The sequence below is a fragment of the Aminiphilus sp. genome (assembly GCF_029975095.1).
Classification (GTDB): domain Bacteria; phylum Synergistota; class Synergistia; order Synergistales; family Aminiphilaceae; genus Aminiphilus.
In genome coordinates this window covers 1-17,563 of the sequence record NZ_JARKPW010000197.1, presented here as the reverse complement: position 1 = coordinate 17,563, position 17,563 = coordinate 1, and the positions used below count along the sequence as shown (strand labels likewise).

The 17,563-nt window shown below is 58.7% G+C and carries 18 protein-coding genes; 13 read left to right on the top strand and 5 right to left on the bottom strand.

From position 1 onward, the window contains the following. Nucleotides 1–468: 468 nt before the first annotated feature. From Q1K49_RS12630 to asnS, 3 genes are all read right to left on the bottom strand, one after another. A complete protein-coding gene (locus tag Q1K49_RS12630; RefSeq protein ID WP_366146071.1) occupies nt 469–1,317 on the bottom strand; it encodes a methyl-accepting chemotaxis protein in 849 nt (282 codons plus the stop codon). 5 nt (nt 1,318–1,322) lie between these two features. After that, nucleotides 1,323–2,126, bottom strand: a complete 804-nt coding sequence (locus Q1K49_RS12625; RefSeq protein WP_300526361.1) for an MBL fold metallo-hydrolase — start codon at nt 2,124–2,126, stop codon at nt 1,323–1,325. Between the two features lie 166 nt (nt 2,127–2,292). Next, nucleotides 2,293–3,597 (bottom strand): asparagine--tRNA ligase, encoded by a 1,305-nt coding sequence (asnS, locus tag Q1K49_RS12620; RefSeq protein ID WP_300526360.1) that lies wholly within the window; start codon nt 3,595–3,597, stop codon nt 2,293–2,295. Nucleotides 3,598–3,708: 111 nt separating this feature from the next. Between asnS and Q1K49_RS12615 the strand changes: the two genes are divergently transcribed. The 4 genes from Q1K49_RS12615 (at nt 3,709) to citC (ending at nt 9,015) form a co-directional block, all read left to right on the top strand. Then, nucleotides 3,709–5,100 carry a hypothetical protein gene (locus Q1K49_RS12615; RefSeq protein WP_300526359.1) on the top strand — a complete coding sequence of 464 codons (1,392 nt, stop codon included), beginning with the start codon at nt 3,709–3,711 and terminating at the stop codon, nt 5,098–5,100. A gap of 49 nt (nt 5,101–5,149) precedes the next feature. Beyond that, nucleotides 5,150–6,343 (top strand): M20 family metallopeptidase, encoded by a 1,194-nt coding sequence (locus Q1K49_RS12610; protein ID WP_300526358.1) that lies wholly within the window; start codon nt 5,150–5,152, stop codon nt 6,341–6,343. 92 nt (nt 6,344–6,435) lie between these two features. Further along, nucleotides 6,436–7,917, top strand: coding sequence for an AMP-binding protein (locus Q1K49_RS12605; RefSeq protein WP_300526357.1), 1,482 nt, complete (start codon nt 6,436–6,438; stop codon nt 7,915–7,917). Between the two features lie 27 nt (nt 7,918–7,944). Then, on the top strand, nt 7,945–9,015 hold the full coding sequence (gene citC / locus Q1K49_RS12600) for a [citrate (pro-3S)-lyase] ligase (RefSeq protein ID WP_300526356.1): 1,071 nt from the start codon (nt 7,945–7,947) through the stop codon (nt 9,013–9,015). Nucleotides 9,016–9,020: 5 nt separating this feature from the next. Here citC and Q1K49_RS12595 read toward each other — a convergent pair whose 3' ends face one another. Next, nucleotides 9,021–9,863, bottom strand: a complete 843-nt coding sequence (locus Q1K49_RS12595; RefSeq protein WP_300526355.1) for an HAD family hydrolase — start codon at nt 9,861–9,863, stop codon at nt 9,021–9,023. Between the two features lie 93 nt (nt 9,864–9,956). On the opposite strand from Q1K49_RS12595, the gene Q1K49_RS12590 reads away from it, so the two are divergent. Further along, nucleotides 9,957–11,315, top strand: coding sequence for a PLP-dependent aminotransferase family protein (locus Q1K49_RS12590; protein WP_300526354.1), 1,359 nt, complete (start codon nt 9,957–9,959; stop codon nt 11,313–11,315). Continuing rightward, a complete protein-coding gene (locus Q1K49_RS12585; protein ID WP_300526353.1) occupies nt 11,312–11,878 on the top strand; it encodes a citrate lyase holo-[acyl-carrier protein] synthase in 567 nt (188 codons plus the stop codon). The genes Q1K49_RS12590 and Q1K49_RS12585 overlap by 4 nt, the downstream gene beginning before the upstream one ends. Here Q1K49_RS12585 and Q1K49_RS12580 read toward each other — a convergent pair. Continuing rightward, nucleotides 11,830–12,045: a hypothetical protein gene (locus Q1K49_RS12580; protein WP_300526352.1), complete on the bottom strand. Its 216-nt coding sequence runs from the start codon at nt 12,043–12,045 to the stop codon at nt 11,830–11,832. The two genes, Q1K49_RS12585 and Q1K49_RS12580, sit on opposite strands and share 49 nt — an antisense overlap. Before the next feature lie 163 nt (nt 12,046–12,208). Here Q1K49_RS12580 and Q1K49_RS12575 point away from each other — a divergent pair, with 163 nt between their 5' ends. From Q1K49_RS12575 to Q1K49_RS12545, 7 genes are all read left to right on the top strand, one after another. Next, entirely contained in the window at nt 12,209–12,889 is a 681-nt protein-coding gene (locus Q1K49_RS12575; RefSeq protein WP_300526351.1) for a GntR family transcriptional regulator, read from the top strand. A gap of 198 nt (nt 12,890–13,087) precedes the next feature. Continuing rightward, a complete protein-coding gene (locus Q1K49_RS12570) occupies nt 13,088–14,224 on the top strand; it encodes a DegT/DnrJ/EryC1/StrS family aminotransferase (RefSeq protein ID WP_300526350.1) in 1,137 nt (378 codons plus the stop codon). A 125-nt stretch (nt 14,225–14,349) separates the two neighbouring features. Next, nucleotides 14,350–15,048: a zinc metallopeptidase gene (locus Q1K49_RS12565; RefSeq protein WP_213694398.1), complete on the top strand. Its 699-nt coding sequence runs from the start codon at nt 14,350–14,352 to the stop codon at nt 15,046–15,048. 139 nt (nt 15,049–15,187) lie between these two features. Beyond that, nucleotides 15,188–15,637 (top strand): DUF6391 domain-containing protein, encoded by a 450-nt coding sequence (locus Q1K49_RS12560; RefSeq protein ID WP_300526370.1) that lies wholly within the window; start codon nt 15,188–15,190, stop codon nt 15,635–15,637. 57 nt (nt 15,638–15,694) lie between these two features. After that, the gene (locus Q1K49_RS12555) at nt 15,695–15,883 is read left to right on the top strand and encodes a hypothetical protein (RefSeq protein ID WP_300526349.1); all 189 of its coding nucleotides are present in this window, start codon (nt 15,695–15,697) and stop codon (nt 15,881–15,883) included. Then, on the top strand, nt 15,883–17,202 hold the full coding sequence (locus tag Q1K49_RS12550; RefSeq protein ID WP_300526348.1) for an RsmB/NOP family class I SAM-dependent RNA methyltransferase: 1,320 nt from the start codon (nt 15,883–15,885) through the stop codon (nt 17,200–17,202). The genes Q1K49_RS12555 and Q1K49_RS12550 overlap by 1 nt, the downstream gene beginning before the upstream one ends. 115 nt (nt 17,203–17,317) lie before the next feature. Continuing rightward, the coding region (locus Q1K49_RS12545) for a PASTA domain-containing protein (RefSeq protein WP_300526347.1) at nt 17,318–17,563 on the top strand (246 nt) is incomplete at its 3' end.

Genomic DNA, 17,563 nt, shown 5'->3' with positions numbered 1-17,563 from the left:
AAACTCACGTTGGAACTCACGGAAAAGGCGCGGGAGAAAATCGAGAAATGGGGCGGCGTCGCCCATGTGATCGTGCGACGCATCGGTGGTGGCTGAGCCGCGCAGTATGCCGCTCTCGTCGAGAACGGCAAGCCCGATGCGGAAGAGGGAAATGCGGTACTCCAGGACGGGAATGTTCGCCTGTACGTTCCCGAGGAAATGACCTTTTATGACGATGTGGTACGAGTCGATCTGAAGGGGTTTCTCTGGAACACCATGCTCCTTGTGGAGACGGCCAGGATTGCCAGAGCGGGAGGAACCTGCTCTCTCTGAGAACGACAGAGGATATTCCGTTCCGGCGTTTCGTTCAACCGGTTCCTTTAAGAGGGGGGCGCATGTGCGCCCCCCTCTCGCTGTGAAACGAATCCGGGGCAGGGAACGCCCCCATGTGACAAAGGCCTTGCGCCACGCTGCCCGGTGCTTTTCTTCTCAGAGTTTGATCTCCTTGAGGTTCTTCTGAGCGCGGACGATGGAGGTGATGATGGTCGCCATGGATTCGAACTTGGAGATGGCGTCCTGCATGATTTCCACGGAGTCGTCCATCTCCACGGAGCCGCTCCGTACCTTTCCGCTTGCGTCGTGCATGATGGTGGTGAGGTGGGTCATGAATTCCTTGTTCGTGTTCAGGAAGTCCATGAACGAACCGAGAGAGTCCCGGATCACGCCGAACATGTCGTTCACGCGCTGCACGTTTTCGATTGCTTCCTTGACGGAACCGGAGATCTCGAGGACTTTTTCTCCGATTTTGTCCGAGGCTTCCTTGGTTTGAAAGGAAAGTTTCTGTACTTCCGAGGCGACCACGGCGAATCCCCTGCCGTGTTCGCCCGCACGCGCAGCCTCGATGGAGGCATTCAGGGCCAGCAGGTTGGTCTGCTTGGCGATCTTGTTGATTTCCTGGGACATCTTCTCCACTTCGAGAAAACTGTTGAGTGTACCGAAAGTCGCCTCCACGGTCTTTGCCACGTCGGCGCTCATACCGTCGATATTCGTTCCGGACTTGCTCAACTCTTCCTCCAAAGTTCGGTTCATGTCCTTGATGCGCAGGACATTGTCCTGTGCCTCCCGGCTGCTTGCCTCGAATTCGTTCACGGTTTTTCCGAGCACCTCGCTGAGGACGGCAAACCTCTCCGAGATGTCTGAAAGTTCGTTCTGCACAGCCAGGACCCTCCGGACGAGGACCTCGTCGAGCTGGGCCATGAAGGAATTCATGAGGGTCGCGCCGAAGTAGGCGGACGAGAGCTCCCGGATGGCCTCGTTCTGTCCGTCCGTCATCGCCATGGGCGTTACCCGGCCCTGCGCCCCGTGGGGCGAAGGGCATGGCCTCCGTAGAAGGAATCGAGAAGGTCGACACCGCAACGGAGTTCCCGGAACCAGTCGAAGAAGCGGCGAACGGAGTCGCCCTTCATGACCGCCCCGTGCTGGGGCGCGATGGCGGAAATCTCCCTGGAGGAAACGATGTCAACCCACTTTCGGCACGCCGTATTGGAGGCCATGTACCGTTTGTGGAATCCCTCCATGAGCTTACTGTGCGCGTCGAAATCCTCCACCACGGGATAGCGTTTTCCCGGCGGAAAAATGGCTGCTCCGATGTCTCCGCTGAAAAGGATCTTCGAAACGGGGTCGTACAGGGAGAACTGTCCCGTGGAGTGGAGGAAGTGAGAGGGAATGAGTTCCAGACGTGTCCCGTCGCGGAGGGAAAGGGAGCCCCCCTGATCCGGAATGGCGGCGATGCGTTTCTGGTCGTACACGCCGAAATGGGGAAGAAAACGTACCCAGAGCCCGGAAATGTGGACCTTGGCGTTTTCCGCCAGAGAAAGCCACAGGGTGATTCCCGAGGAGACGTCGGGATCCTGGTGAGAATAGAAAATGTTCCTGATGTGGGAGATATTCACCTTCTCCGCCACGTTCGCGAGGACCCTAGGAAAGACGTGCGCGCCTCCCGGGTCCACGAGGATCACTTCGTCCTCGTGAAGGATCATGTACTGATTGGTCTGGACGACTCCTTCTTCCTCCTGTTCCTCCCATCCGAGCAGAAGATACTTGTGGCGCGGGTCGTCGTAGAGGCTGAGCGTGCTGAACTGTGCCATGGTTCTCACTCCTTGTCCCTGTCGTTTCTCTGCTCTCCGGAGGAGGTGACGGAGCAATTTGCCGAAGAGCGCTGGGTAGTTGATTTTTTTCTCCCGAACTGGCAGGGAGTACCCCGTGGGAGAAGAATTTTCGCGACGAGTCGGATCGAAAGAACCGCCCGGAAGATCAGGGATTGAGTCGGTAGATGGTCCTGGGCCAGGGAATCGCTTCCCGGATGTGCTGGAGGCCGCAGATCCAGGCCACGACCCGTTCGATCCCCATGCCGAATCCGCTGTGGATGAAGGTGCCGTAGCGCCGGAGATCGAGATACCACGTGTAGGACTCCTCCGGAAGGCCCTGTTCGCGGATTCTCGCCACGAGTCGTTCCATGTCGTCCTCGCGCTGGGAACCGCCGATGATCTCTCCGTATCCTTCGGGCGCGAGGAGGTCGTCGCAGAGCACAAGATCGGGATTCGTGGGATGTTCCTTCATGTAGAAGGCTTTCACCTTCTTCGGGTAGCACTCGACGAAGACGGGCTTGTCGTACTGTTGGGTGAGAATCGTTTCGTCGTCATTGCCGAAATCCTCGCCGTACTGGATGTCACTGCCGAGACTGTGGAGTTTTTTCACCGCCTCGTCGTAGGTGATGCGGTAGAAGGGAGGAACGACCTTTTTCAGCGGTTCCACGTCCCGTTCGAGCAACGCGAGTTCCTTGCCGCAATGGAGGAGGACCTGCTCCACGATGGCGGAGACGAGGTTTTCCTGAAGATGCATGTTGTCCTCGTGGTCGTAGAAGGCGACTTCCGGTTCCACCATCCAGAACTCGGTGAGATGACGCCGTGTTTTTGACTTCTCCGCCCGGAAGGTGGGACCGAAGGTGTACACCTTTCCGTACGCGGCGGCGGCGGCTTCGGCATAGAGCTGCCCTGTCTGGGCGAGATAGGCTTTTCCCATGTCGAAGTAGTCGAGGTCGAAGAGCCCCGAGGCTCCCTCTCCGATGGAACCGGTGATGATCGGGCTGTCCACGAGGAGGAAACCGTTGTTTCGCAGGTATTCCCGGGTTGTCCAGATCACCTGCTCCCGGATCTTCATGATGGCGTGCTGCCGTTGACTTCGGAGCCACAGATGCCTTAGGTCGAGGAGGAAATCGATGCCGTGTTCTTTTTTACCGATAGGATATTCCTCCGTCGGGTTGTGGAGAACCTTGAGCGCCGTCACGGAGAGTTCCACGCCTGAAGGAGCGCGCTGATCGGCGCGGACTTTCCCCGTCACTTCGAGGCATGCTTCAAACCAGAGGTTCTTGGCGTTCTCGAAATCGTCTTCCGCCACATCGTTCTTCACCATGACGGCCTGCACAAACCCCGATCCGTCCCGAAGCTGAAGAAAGTGAATCTTGCCGGAGCTCCGTTTGTTGTACATCCATCCGCGGATGACGACCTCCTCGTCGATGTGTTGCGGCAACTCTCGAATCTGTACGCAGGATACGGGCATGTGTTCTCAACCTCCTCGGGTGCTTTCCTCGCGGAAGGGGCACCATATCGCTTGGAGCACTGTAATCTATGATACACTATAGAACATTCTCGGGACAAAGGAGCAAGGGGTTTGCATATTCCACGTTTGGTACTTGCCGACGAGCGACGTTCTGGCATGGTTCCCGTCTCGGTCCTTCTCGCGGCGGCACTCCGGGAAAGAGGATATCCTCTTCGCCTGTTCGCCGCCGGGTTGGACGAGGTTACGTTGTGTCTCCTCAGATGGGCCTGCAGGCAGGAGGTGACGCTCCTGGAGCCTTTTCTCGCGGGTGGCGAGAAACCTCTGCAGCTCCTCTTCGAATCCGCCGCCGATCCGGAGGCGCTCAATCTCATCGTCGGCCCTCTCGCGACGGAGCGGGAGCGGGAGGACAAGCTCCTGCTCGACCGTTGGACGCTCCGGGTCGCTCAGTGCCTGAATGCACCCCTCTTGCCCGTTCTCAACGCGGATTCCGCCGCGGTCCTCGCTGCAAGAACCGCGGAGAATCTTCTCGGGCAGCTTCAGGAATTCGATCGTATTCCCAAACTGGGTATCTGTTTCAATGCGGTGCTCAACCCGAAGGAGTACCAACTCTTGGAGATCGAACTGGGGCGTCGTCTTCCTTGGATTGCCGTGGGATACTTCCCCTCCTCGCTCGGTCGAGAGCTGCCCCCCAAGGAAGTCCTTTTCACGCAGGAGGTCTCCTCTCCCCGCTTTTTCTCCCTTCGGAGTGCGGTGGCGCAGCTGTGTGCCATGGAGGACGAGATCTTCTGGTCTCTCGTGGCAGCGATGAGCAAGCTCGCACCGGAATGGACTTCCCTCGCTTTCGAGGTAGAGCCCCTTCCCGCGGCGCTAAGCGTGGCCGTGTTGCGCCATCCTGCGCTCGGATTGGGAGGGGACAATCTGGAACGGCTGCTGCATCGGCTTGGCGCCTGGATTTTGGAAGTGCGCCCGGGTGAGGCGATTCCCTCCGAGGCGGATGCCTTGTACGTGCCTCACGGCGCCGAGCAGTACATTCGCGGAGCGGTTTTAAACAACTCGAACCTGAAACGGACCTTGGGGCAATTCGTCTTTGGAAACAAGGCGTTCCTTATGGAAGGTAACTGTGCAGCTCTTGCAGGGGAACGAATTTTTGAAAGAGACGGAAGCGAATGGACGGGTTTCGGCATTTTTCCGGTACAGGCCCGCTATTCCGGAAACGGCAACCTGTCGGGAAAAGAAGAGGCACCTCTCTGCCGGGTTGAGGCGCAGTGCGTCAGAAACGGCCCCCTGCTGCGAAGCGGAGAGCGGGTGCGCGGATACTGGTCCCCGAACCTGGTCATCTCCGGAGAGCGGGAACGCTCGGGGGAGTGGTCGGTGCTCGACGCGAAGGACCGAAAGGAGCTGCTGACCGATTCTTGGAGCCTGAAGCGGGGAGTGATCACGCAGCTTCGCATCGAACCCTGGAACTGCATTCACGAGATCCGGCGCTGGCTTGCCGCAATGTAGCGTGTCCGTCTCGGATCGGAGAAACGACAGTGCTGGAAGGAGATCTGCCATGAAGGACCAAAGAGAAGACTGGTTGACCTGGGGGCCCCATCTTCTTGCCGAGGCCGAGTCGTTCGGCGAGGATATCATCGCCTGGAGAAGAGAATTTCATCAATTCCCCGAACTGGCCTACGAGGAGAACGTCACCGCTTCCAGGGTCGTTCAGATTCTTTCTTCCATAGAAGGCATTCGGGTGATTCAGGGGTTCGGTGTTCCCACGGCGGTGGTGGGTGTCCTGGGGGAAAACCTGCCGGGGGGAGCCACAATGCTCCGGGCGGACATGGATGCCCTGGCGCTTGATGAAGAGACGGGCCTTTCCTTTTCTTCATGTATTCCTGGAATCATGCATGCCTGTGGTCACGATGCGCACATGGCGTCTCTCCTGGGTGCGGCGGAGCTGCTCGCGTCCCGGATGGATCTGCTGCGGAATCCCGTGGTGTTCGTCTTTCAGCCCGCAGAAGAGGGGAAGGGCGGCGCCCGGGCGCTCACCGAGGCGGGCATCATCGGCAAATTCGGCATCGAGCGGGTGCTCGGGCTGCATTTCTGGCCCAAACTGCCCTATGGAACGCTTTTTACCCGCCCCGGTCCCATCACGGCGCTTTCGGATCGTTTCCACGTGGAGATCCAGGGTGCCGCATGCCATGCAGCGTCGCCCCATATGGGGGTGGACCCGATCGCGATTGCTGCCCACGTTCTTCTTGCGTTGCAGCACCTCACGAGCCGCGAGGTCGATCCTCTCGACAGTGTGGTGATCTCGGTGGGGCAGATCGAAGCGGGCGATGCCTACAACGTGATCCCCGAAAGGGCTCATCTGTGGGGAACGCTTCGTACGTTCGATCCCGCGCTGCGGGATCGCATGCAGAAGCGGCTCGAAGGAGCGGTTGTCGACGTCTGCCGGGCGTTTCTCAGTACGGCCGGGGTGGAGTATGTGCGGAACTATCCTCCCGTGTCGAACGATGGGGAGCTGACAAGACAGGTTCTGGAACTGTCGCGGCATTTCTTCGGTGTGGAGGAGACGCATGTGCTGGACCGTCCGCTTCTGGCCGGAGAGGATTTCTCGTTCTACTCCCTCGAGTGTCCTTCGAATTTCATGCTTCTCGGGACTGGTGCGGAATATGGTCTGCATCATCCGAAATACGACGTTCCCGAGGAGTTGCTCCATCTTGCCTCTGCCTGGCAGGCCTTTCTGGCCCTTACGTTGTGAACGGCGATTCTACCTCCGCGTCCTTCGGAGAAGAGCGTCCGGGGGCTGGATCGTCGGAATACGGAGTTGGAACCGACTGGAGGATGCGAAGAGTGGGTGCACTTGGGCGTCTCGAAGAGCACATCATGCGGCGATGTCGGGAGGAATTGGGCGAAAAAGCCCTCTGGTGGCGCGGGGAATGGTGGTCCAGGGGGGCTTTTCTCGGCTTGGCCGATCAATGCACGGTGCAACTGGAGAAGAACGGTTTTTCGCCCGGGCAGCGCCTGGGACTCCTCCTGCCGAATTCCCCTCTTTTTCTGGCGCTTTCCCTTGCGGCATGGCGACTTGGGGGAGCTGTGATCCCCCTGAACCTCCAGGCTGGATTTTCTGCGATCCAGAAGGCGCTGCGTTTTTCCGACGTTTTCTCCGCCGTCCTTCCCCAGGGAATGGAATCTTTGGCCGAAGGGCTTGTCAGCGCGGGAATTCCCGCGGCGGCCATGCCTCTGGAAGGCCCCCTTTCGGAGATGCCCCGTCGTGCCGGAGCGAACATGGGGAATGCCACGGCGGTCATCTTCTTCACCTCCGGAACGACGGGATCTCCCAAAGCCGTTCCCGTGTCTCATGCGAACATCCTCGACAATGTCACCGCCTCCATGGCGCACGTGCAGGATCTCAGGGAGGGGGAGATCATGTCGAACGTTCTCCCGAACTTTCACGCCCTCGGATTCACCGTGTGCGGTGTTCTTCCCCTGGTCATGGGGCTCTCCCAGGTGCTGATGCCTTCCTTCATGCCCGCCGAGGGAACTCTCGACGCAATTCTCCGGGCTGATGCATCCATCCTGGTCGGGGTTCCCACCCTCATCGCCCTTCTGTTGGCTGCCGTCGGAAGACGCGGTGAGCCCCTGCGGCAAATCCGGCTGCTTGTGTCCGGGGGGGACCGTTTCCCCACGAAACTCGACCGACGCTGCCAGGAACTGCTCGGTGTAGGTGCTCTGGAGGGATACGGTCTTACCGAGACGTCGCCTGTGGTGAGCGTGAACCGTTCCATGGGAGAACGAAAACTGGGTACTGTGGGGACCTGCCTTTCCGGATACTCCGTTCAGATTCGAGACGAGGCGGGGAATGTTCTTCCTCAGGGCGGAGAAGGGATTTTGTGGCTCAAGGGTCCTTCGGTGACGGAGGGATATTTTCTTGCTCCACAACTCTCGGCCGCCCGGTTCGACCAGGAGTGGTTCAACACGGGGGATGTGGTTTTCATGGATGAGGCAGGATATCTCTCGATTCTCGACAGGGCGAGCGACGTGATCATCGTCGGTGGATTCAATGTCTACCCCCAGGATGTGGAAAGTGTTCTCCTGGAACATCCCGGTGTTCTGGAGTGTGCTGCCGTGGGCGTTCCGCACTCTGTCAGCGGGGAAGTCGTAAAGGCGTACGTCATTCCCCCCCGGGGAGTTTCTGTCGAAGCGCGGGAGTTGATTGCCTACTGCAAGGAACATCTCGCGCACTACAAGGTTCCGAGAAAGATCGACATCGTGGACGAATTGCCCCGGTCCGGAATCGGAAAGATCCTGAAACGTGAACTCCGTTATTGGTAAGGTTTTTCGAAAAGGAGTGTGAACCGGTTGTTCGATTCCTTCAACGTACGGATTTGTTCCCGCCTTGCTCCGGGAGAACGGCGAGATCTCGAGTCCTTTCTCGCCGCCCATGGTCTTTTCTACGAAGGAAATCCGGAGGTAACGGTCTTTCTCGAAGATACGGAAGGAAGGATCGTCGCCACGGGAAGCCTTGAGGGAAAGGTCATCAAGATGGTGGCGGTGGATCCGGCCTGGCAAGAGGCGGGGCTTTCCTCGAAAGTGGTCTCTCTTCTGGTTGGGGAAGCGCGTTCCCTGGGGCGGACATGCCTGTTCGTCTTCACCAAACCCGAAGCGGGAGACCGCTTTCTCGCTCTGGGCTTTGTGGAACTCGCACGCTACGATCCTCACGTGGCGCTTCTCGAAATGGGAGAACCGGGAGTCGAGACGTACAAGCGATATCTTCAGGAGGCGCGCTCCCCCTCGCTTTCGCCGGGTGCCCGAATCGGAGGAGTCGTGGTCAACTGCAATCCCTTCACGAGAGGGCACCTATGGCTCATGGAGCGGGCGAGTGCCTTGTGCGAGCATCTCTATGTCGTGGTGGTGGAAACCGATCTTTCCGTTTTCCCGTTTAAGGACCGGCTGCGGCTTGTCCGGGAGGGGACGGCGCATCTCGGCAATGTAACGGTTCTTCGGAGTGGTGACTATGCAGTCTCCCCCGCAACATTTCCCTCCTATTTCCTCAAGGATCGCGATGACCTCGCGAAGGCAAGGATCCAGACCCGACTCGATGTGACGCTTTTCGCAAGACTTTTCTGTCGCGAGCTGGGCATTCACACCCGTTTTGTCGGGACGGAACCCTATTGCCCGATCACGCGGACCTACAACGAGGCCATGCGCGAGGTCCTCCCCCCCCTTGGCGTCGAGGTGGTGGAACTTCCGCGACTTCCCCTCGAAGAAGGAGGTGCGGCGATCTCGGCTTCCGCAGTGCGGCAGGGACTTCGCGAGGAAAATTGGGATCTCGTGCGACGCCTTGTTCCCGATGTGACCTGGGCGTATCTGCGTGACGCTTCCACCGCCGGGATTCTGGAGCGGGTGCGGAAGAGCGAGACCCGCCACTGAATTTCCTACGGACAGAGTTCATCCAGCTCGTTCAGCGCTTCCCGAAGGGAGTTCCTGCGGGGGGAATGGTCTGTCAGCACATCGCCGATGGCGACAAAGAGACCCCTTCCGAACCGGAGCTGTGCTTCCAGGTCGCTTTGAGCATCTCCGAAATAGAGCGGAAACAGGGATTTCATCCGTTCCGCCAGGAGGCGCAGCCCTTCCGGAGAGGGTTTGAGGATGCCGTCCTCGGGAGTGATGCACAGGTGGGAAGGAAAGTCCTGCCAACCCAGTTTTTCCAGCGCGAGAGCCAGTTCATCTCTGGGGCGTCCCGTGTAGATGCCGCAGGGAAGGGGCAGGGACGACCAGTGCAGGGAGAGTTCGGGCGTCTCACTGCGCCATAGTCCGGCCCCTCGGGCGTAACGGGGGCTCGCCTTCCGGATCCGCTCGTAGTCGGAGCCGAGGTAGAGTTCTTCGCAGAGGCGTCTCGTTTCTTCTCTGGAAGGGACATTGCCGAAGGAGGCAATGACCCAGGGCGCGATGTCCTTGTCCCGGGGACAGCTGTTGAGAGTGCGTTCCCAGTCCTTCGGAGAGGGGAACGCTTCGTCGAGAGATGTCTTCCCCGAGGAGGCTGCGGCGGCCAGAAAAGCCCAGGCGATGTCATAATCGTCGTTGAATCCAGGGTGGCGTTTGGTGACGCGCAAATGTTCGTCGCAGAAGGGTGAAAAAGGAACGTCCTTTCTGCCGAGCAGGTGATGCCATCCGAGACGGATTCCTTCGCGGATCACTTCCGGGTAGGAACGACGGACGTCGATGAGGACGCCATCCACGTCGAAGATGAAGCTGTCCGGTGTCGTGCGGGAATACATAGGACCGACTCCTCTGTGTTGATATTGTCTTCCGGAAAGAGGCGTCTTCGCCTCCGGCGGCAAGAAGGGTACCAGATCGGAGAGGGAATGTATATGATCGAAATTCCGCTGGATCGGGAATCCTCGCAAGCTCTCTATCGCCAGATCGCCTCGCACCTGAGTCTCATGATCACGCACGGTGCCTTTCCAGGAGGGCATCGTCTTCCCGGAGCGCGCTCCCTCGCACGATTCCTGGGCGTGAGCCGCATCACGGTCGAGCAGTCCTACGCGCTTCTCGAGTCCGCGGGAATGCTGCGCATCGAGGGACGAAGCGGTGCTTTCGTGATACCTCCGTCCGGTGCGTGTGCGTCCCGGGAAGAGTTTCTACCACATGTCGATATGGCCTCGGGGTTGCCCTCGCCGGGTCTCGTTCCGGGAGGACAGATCGGCAAGCTCTGCAGAGATCTTTTTACCGCCGCCGGAGAGGATGCCCTTCTGGGAAGTCCGCTCGTGGGGGATACGGGGCTTCGGCATGCCCTTGTGCGCCATGCCGCGACGAGAGGAATTCCCGCTAGGTGGGAAGACGTGGTGGTGGTCTCCGGAGCACAGGAAGGGCTGTATCTTGCTGTGGCTACCCTCGCTGCGCAGGGTGTCCGGAAAATCTGGGTCGAGAGCTTTACGTACCCCCGGATTTTCGGCTTGGCCAGATCCCTCGGAATCGGCGTGGGATTGCTCCCCATGGAGGAACGAATCCTCGGGGAGGCACTGACGCGGGTTCGTCAGGGAGAGGTCCTCTATCTCATTCCCAGTTTCCAGAACCCCACGGGGAGAACGCTTTCCTTGCGTCTTCGGGAACAGGTGCTTGCCGCTGCAGTGGAACGACGGTTTTGGATTATCGAGGACGATGCCTACGGAGAACTCCGCTACGGTGAGACAAGTGTTCCCGCCCTCAAGGCGATGGCGGAAAGGGAGCGGATTCTCTATCTCGGGTCGTTCAGTCAGCTTCTTTTTCCGGGATTGCGCTTGGGGTACGTGCTCGTTCCCCGGGAAATTCTGTCGTCTTTTTGTGCGGCGAAGGAACAGATTTCGGGAGCGACTTCGTCTCTCGTGCAACATCTCGTCCGCGGGTTCATCGAGGAAGGCCGTCTCGAAGAGTCGCTTTCCGCAGCACGGACGCTCATGGCGCAGCGGATGCGCCATTTGGGGGAAGAGTTGCGGAGAATGCTCCCCGGATGGCATTTCGAGCAGCCCATGGGAGGTATCTATCTCTGGCTGCACACACCGGGGGTGACTGGTTCGAAACTTGCCGCGGCGGCGAGACGGAAGGGGGTTCTCGTCTCCGCGGGAGGTGCGTTCACCTTTCCCGAGGACGATGCCGTGGAGACTCTCCGTCTTTCCGTGAGCTGCGAGGGGCCGGAGGGAATCCGGGAAGCCGTGGGGATTCTCGCGGAGATCCGGAGGTTGGGCACATGAACGTCATCGTGCATGCCGTCCTTGATGGCCGAGACGAGCGGAAGTTTCTCCAGGAAAGCCTGTTCGAGCGAGGCGCCTCCGTCATCGTGCAGTTGGCGCTGAACATCCCCGGATATCCGAAACGTATGGAGGGTGATCTGCCGTGCCTTCTGCGCACCTATACGTTGTTTCGAAGGGCGCTCCCGGACGGCGCGGGCTTTTTGGCCCGTTGCCTGTTGGAAAATGGAGCAGGACTCGCGCTTTGCACGGCCTTGTTCGACGTTGACGAAAATGCGCTCAAACGGCTTTGCGTTTTTCTGGAGGAGGGGCTTCCCTGGGGAAGGATTCTCGACGCGGATGTGGTGGTTCCTCAGGGCCCCTTGTCTCGAAGGGAATTCGGGTTTCCTCCGAGGTGTTGCCTTCTCTGCGAGGATGATGCAAAAAGTTGTGCCCGGCGGAGTGCCCACTCCATGCATGCTCTCCGAGAGACTGCACGAGTGCTGCTGGCACAGGTCCACGACAGCGGGGAGATGGCTCAGCGCTCTTCCGTGGGGTTTTCTGCCGCACCCGCGTCAACGAGATAACGTTTCCAGAGAAAGAGGGCGATTCCGGCGCTCAGCGTGCCGAAAAGAATCCCCAGGGCAATGAGATCCGGACGCCCTTTTTCGAAGAAATACCCCCCCAGTCCAGCCACGGCCTTGGCGTATCCTACGATCGATCCGAGTGAAAAAAGCAGAACGACGAAACGCATGAGACTACCTCCAGGAGTTTTTCTTTTTTCTCACGAGGGGAGTGCCCATCATTCGGGAAAAGAGTTGTGTGCACTGACAGGTGGTGATACAATCAGCGCGTTTGGGAAACATGCACAAAAGTTATGCAGTTAAGAGCAGGTCCGAAGACGAGGAGGCACCGACGTGAGAGAACCCAGATTATATACTACATCCGCCGATTATGTATACCAGGAACTGCGCCACCGGATCATCACGAAGCAGCTCAAGCCGGGGCAGCGGCTTCCCGAGGTGAATATCGCCGTTCAGATGGGGGTCAGTCGGACTCCCGTGCGAGAGGCGCTGCGGCGGCTGGCCAGCGAAGGGCTCGTCCTTGTCATTCCCAACAGCGGTGCCCGTTTGGCTTCTCCGAACAGGCGGGAGATCGAAGACGCTTATGTGGTTCGTGAACAGCTGGAATCTCTGGCGATCAGACTTGCCGTGGCACGTCTTTCGGATCGCCATCTCCGTCGCCTTGAGGAGACCGTCATCGCGGAAGAGCGCGCCTTCGAGGAGAAGAACCTGGAGCTATACCTCGAGGTCAACGAGTCGTTTCATCGAATCATCGCCGAGGCCAGCGGAAACAGAGTCTTGGCGGACTATGTGGAGAACATTCTGGCGAGAACCAATGTGTACATCGTCTTCTACGATCCCTTCTACGACATCGAGACAAATCCCAGCATTGCCGAACACCGGGCCATCGTGAACGCGTTACGTCTCCGGGACGAAGAAAAGGCTGTGGCACTCATGCGGGAACACCTGGAGCTTTCCATGCAGGACCTCCGTCGCCCCGAAGAGGAAGCCGTCCAGAAGAAGGAGACGGAGTGAACGTCGTTCTCGCTTGACCGGAGATGAGAAACATACAGAGAGGCGCTCCTCTTCAGGAGGTGCGCCTCTTTTTTCCCGGAGGCCACGCTTTACCTCTTCTTGGGGAAGATATTAGCGATATTGAAGAAGCGTTGCCGGTTCAAACCGGAGGATCTTTTCCGAAAGTCACATCACCGTAGAAGAAAGGGGGCGCCCTCAATGGGTGCACGAACGCTGCCGACGCTTGATCTGAAAAGGAATTACGCTCGCGTGAGGGATGAGATCACCGAGGCCCTGTCGAAGGTGCTTGAAAGTCAGCATTTTATTCTGGGGCCTGAGGTAAAGGCTCTGGAGGAGGAAGTGGAGCAGTATCTGGGAGTTCCCTCCGCCGTGGGATGTGCATCGGGATCGGATGCGCTGTTTCTGGCCCTCATGACGCTGGGTATCGGAGAAGGAGACGAGGTGATCACCACACCCTTCAGCTTCTTCGCCACGGTAAGCTGTATCGTCCGCACGGGGGCACGCCCGATTTTTGCGGACGTGGATCCTCGCACGTACAACATTCGCCCGGATCTGATCCTTGAAAAGGTGACTCCCCGGACGAAAGCGGTCATTCCCGTCCATCTTTTCGGGCAGATGGTTCCCCTGGAGGAGCTTCGAAAGCCTCTCGAAGAGCGGGACATCGCTCTTGTGGAGGATTGTGCTCAATCCTTCGGTGCATGGCGGAATGTGGAAGGAAAACCACTTCGTTCCGGTGCCGTGGGCGATATGGGGTGCTTCTCCTTTTTTCCGACCAAGAATCTCGGGTGTTACGGTGATGGCGGCATGGTCACCACCACCTGCAGTGACTATGCGGAACGTCTTCGTCGTCTCCGCGTGCACGGTGCGGACAGCACCTACTTTCACAAGGAAGTGGGACTCAACAGCCGCCTGGACGCCATGCAGGCGGCCATTCTGCGGGTCCGTCTGCGCCACGTTTCCGCCTGGAACGAGGAGCGGCGCCAGGTGGCGGAGCGCTACAGGCTCCTCTTCGCCGAGGCTGGGCTTCTCGACCGCATCGTGCCTCCGGAAGAGGCGAAGGACAACTATCATATCTATCATCAGTATGTGGTGCGGGCGGAGCGGCGGGATGCTCTTCTGGCATTCCTCGGCGAAAGGGGCATTGCAGCCCGGGTCTATTATCCGCTCTGTCTCCACCTGCAACCCTGTTTTGCCTTCCTCGGCTATGGCGAGGGAGAAATGCCCGTGGCGGAAGCGTTGACGCGGGACGTCCTGGCTCTTCCCATCTTCCCGGAACTCACCGCAGAGGAGCAGGAGTGGGTCGTCGAGACCATCGCGGAGTTCTATCACCTCTAGACTGACCAATATTGTCCTTTCTGCTGTTTTCGGATATACTACCGATGCGGATGGTTGTCCGCATCGGTAGTATGTGTTGAAAGCAGGACGATTTTCTCTGGATTCCGTTTATGGAGGTGATGTCCATGTTTCCCTTTTTTTTCGACTCCACGTTTCTCCTCCTTCTTCCGGCGCTTTTCCTGGCTATATGGGCACAGATGAAGGTGAAAGGGGCTTTTCACCGATACAGTCAGGTCGCTTCTCGACGGAATCTCACCGCCGGACAGGCGGCGCGGATTCTTCTCGACCGCTTCGGCCTTTCGGGTGTCCCCGTGGGCATGGTTCCGGGAGAGCTGACGGACCATTACGACCCCAGGGCCAAATCCCTTTCCCTGTCCCAAAGTGTCTATAACAGTACCAGCATCGCCGCCATCGGCGTTGCTGCTCACGAGGTCGGGCATGCCGTGCAGGATTTGAAGGCCTATGCACCACTTCGCCTGCGGAACGCCATTGTTCCCGTGGCGAACATCGGATCGGGTCTTGCCTTTCCGCTCTTCTTCATCGGGCTCATCATGAGAGCGCCGGCGCTTATGAACGTGGGAATCCTCGTGTTTCTCGGCGTGGTGGTCTTTCATCTGGTGACGCTCCCGGTGGAGTTCGATGCCAGTTCCAAGGCACTGCGCCTTTTGGGCGAAACACAGATTCTGGCTCCCGACGAGATCGGCGGTGCTCGTGCGGTACTGAACGCCGCCGCCCTGACCTATGTGGCGGCCACGGTGATGGCGGCCGCACAGCTTCTCCGCTTGGTTCTGCTTCGTGGCATGGTGGGTGGGCGAGACGATTGACACGAGTGCAACATCGGTGCCGGAACGGGAAAATCTTCTGTAAGAGATGCTCAAGACCGTTATATAATGGGGTGGCCGGCCACCCCATTTTTTATTATTCAGAGGCCGACAAGAAAGGAGATCCCTTGCCGTGCATCCCATGTTGCTGATTTTCGGGGTTTTTCTGCTGCTTTTGCCGTGGGTGGGGCTCGTGCTTCTCCTTTTCTTTCTGTTCCTTTTTCTGCTTCTCCTGCCGCTTGGTTTTGCGGCGAACTCTTTTTTCTGGCTTGTCGCGGGGCCCCGGAGGATCTTTCGTGTTCTCACGAACAGGGCGGTCCGTCGCAACCATGCACGGGAGCACGCCACGGTGAACGTCCTGGAGGAGCGCTTCGGCCCTCTGAACATTTCCGGACTTGCCTTCGACGATGGCTTTTCTCTGAGGGGAGGCGTTCTGGATCCTGCTGTCGTGATTGAGGCGGCTCGACAGGCGCTTCGTCGACTGCGTGACGGGGAGGTGCATCTTGCGCTGCACCGGAAGTGCGGAACGACCATCATCGTGACGAATACCCTTGCATCGCTCCTGTTTCTCACGCTTCTCGTACTGTCGTGACACGTCACTTTTCTCTCCAGTGTGCTCCTTCTTTTCCTCGCCCAGTGGATCGGCCCCGTGGCAGGAATGTTCGTGCAGAAATACATGACTACGGCGGTGGATGTGGAGCGCCTGGAGATTTCAGGCATCGAGATCAGGGGAAACAGAGTCGCGCACTCTATGCGAATACGCTTTGTGCTTCCCGAGGAACTGTTTGTTGCCACGCGACAGCGCGGAAACGTTCGCGAACCGGAGATCCTGTTCTGATGCGGGGTGTCGAGGCGGCGCTTCTCGTCTGGGCGGAAGTAGAGAAAGGCGCTTTCGCGTCGGAAAAGCTCCGTGCAGTGACGGCGGATGTCGCGAGAACGGAACGGACTCTTGCGACGACGCTCGTGTACGAGGCGCTCCGACGAAAAAGTCTCTGGGAACATCTCCTGGAAAAACTAGCCAGACGCCCTCTCGCGGAACTCGGAAAGGATGAACGAGCCGCCCTTCTTCTTGGAACGGCAGGCCTCTGTTCGCTTCGGACGTTTGCACCCGCAGTGCTTGTGAGTGCGCTCGTGTCGGAGATGAAGCGGCGCAAAGGGCACGGTGCGGCGAATTTCGTCAATGCCGTGTTGCGTGGGGCCGTGGAAACTGCACCTGTATTGATGGAAGATCTGAAATCGAGTGCCACGCTCAAAGAATTTGCGCTCTTCCGAGGCATTCCTCAATGGGCGGCATCTCTTTGGGAGCGGGAAATCGGCGGAGCCCAGGCGAAAAGACTGATCCGCCTTCTCGCCATGAAAAATTTCGCTTCCCTGCGCCTTGCCTCCGAGGGGGAGCGCCCAGCCTACCTGGAGGAGTTGCGGTACCACGGTATTCACGCCTGGCCCTCGCCGCTCCTTCCTTTCGGTGTGAGAACGGCGTCGACGCTTCATCCTCCGACACTCCCCGGTTTCGCTGCGGGAAGGGTTTCCCTGCAAAGCGAGTCCGCCATGCTTGTCGGCGGAGTTGTCGCGTCTTTCTGGGAGGCGAGGCGGGGCATTCTCGATATGTGTGCCGGAAGAGGCGGTAAGACGGCCCTGTTGGCGCAACTTCTGCCGGAAGCCCGAATCGAGGCATGGGAGTTATCCCCAGGCAAGGCAAGGGCTCACGAAAGGGAAATGAGGCGTCTCGGCTTTTCGGAGAGAGTACGCCTCTTCTACGGTGATGCCTTGCTTCTCGAACCACAGGAACCTCCGGGAATGGTCCTCCTCGACGCGCCGTGTACGGGAAGCGGAACCTGGGGACGCCATCCGGAAGGGAAATGGCGACTTTCGGAGAGACATGTGTCTCTCTGTGCGGAGCTTCAGAAGGAACTTTTGTCCAAAGCTGTTCGAATAGTTGCCCCGGGAGGCCTTGTAGTGTACGTTACGTGCAGTCTCTTTCGGGAGGAAAACGAACAAGTGGTGGCGGATGTCCTGAGCCGTTTCCGGAATGTGGTGGACATGCCCTTTGCCGGAGGGAAACTCTTCCAGAAGGGACGTCCTTGGGGTGCGGCATTGTGGCCTCTGCTCCCCTGGATTGACGGTTTTTATGTCTGTGTGCTCAAAAAGCGGGAGTGACGAGCCGTGTTTGCGTGACGAACCACGTCCTCAATGAAAAAGAGACGTGCGAAGAATGCGGGAATGACGGCCTTCCGGAGGAACGCGGTCGGGAAGGGGAGGAAGCGAAAAAATCATGAAAAAAATAGTCACGTTGACCTTGTTTCTCGTGTTTCTTGTTGTTTTGGGATCGGGAGTGTTCACCGTCTATGCTGTTTTTTGGGGAGGCAAGGAGGTTTCCGTTCCTTCCCTGGAGGGGATGTCCATTATCGAAGCGGTGGACGTTGCCCAGCGCATGGGGTTGGTTGTGCGCGTGGATCAGGTCGATTCGCTCAAGAAGTCCGGATTGGTGCTGTCGCAATGGCCTGCTGCGGGGACGCTC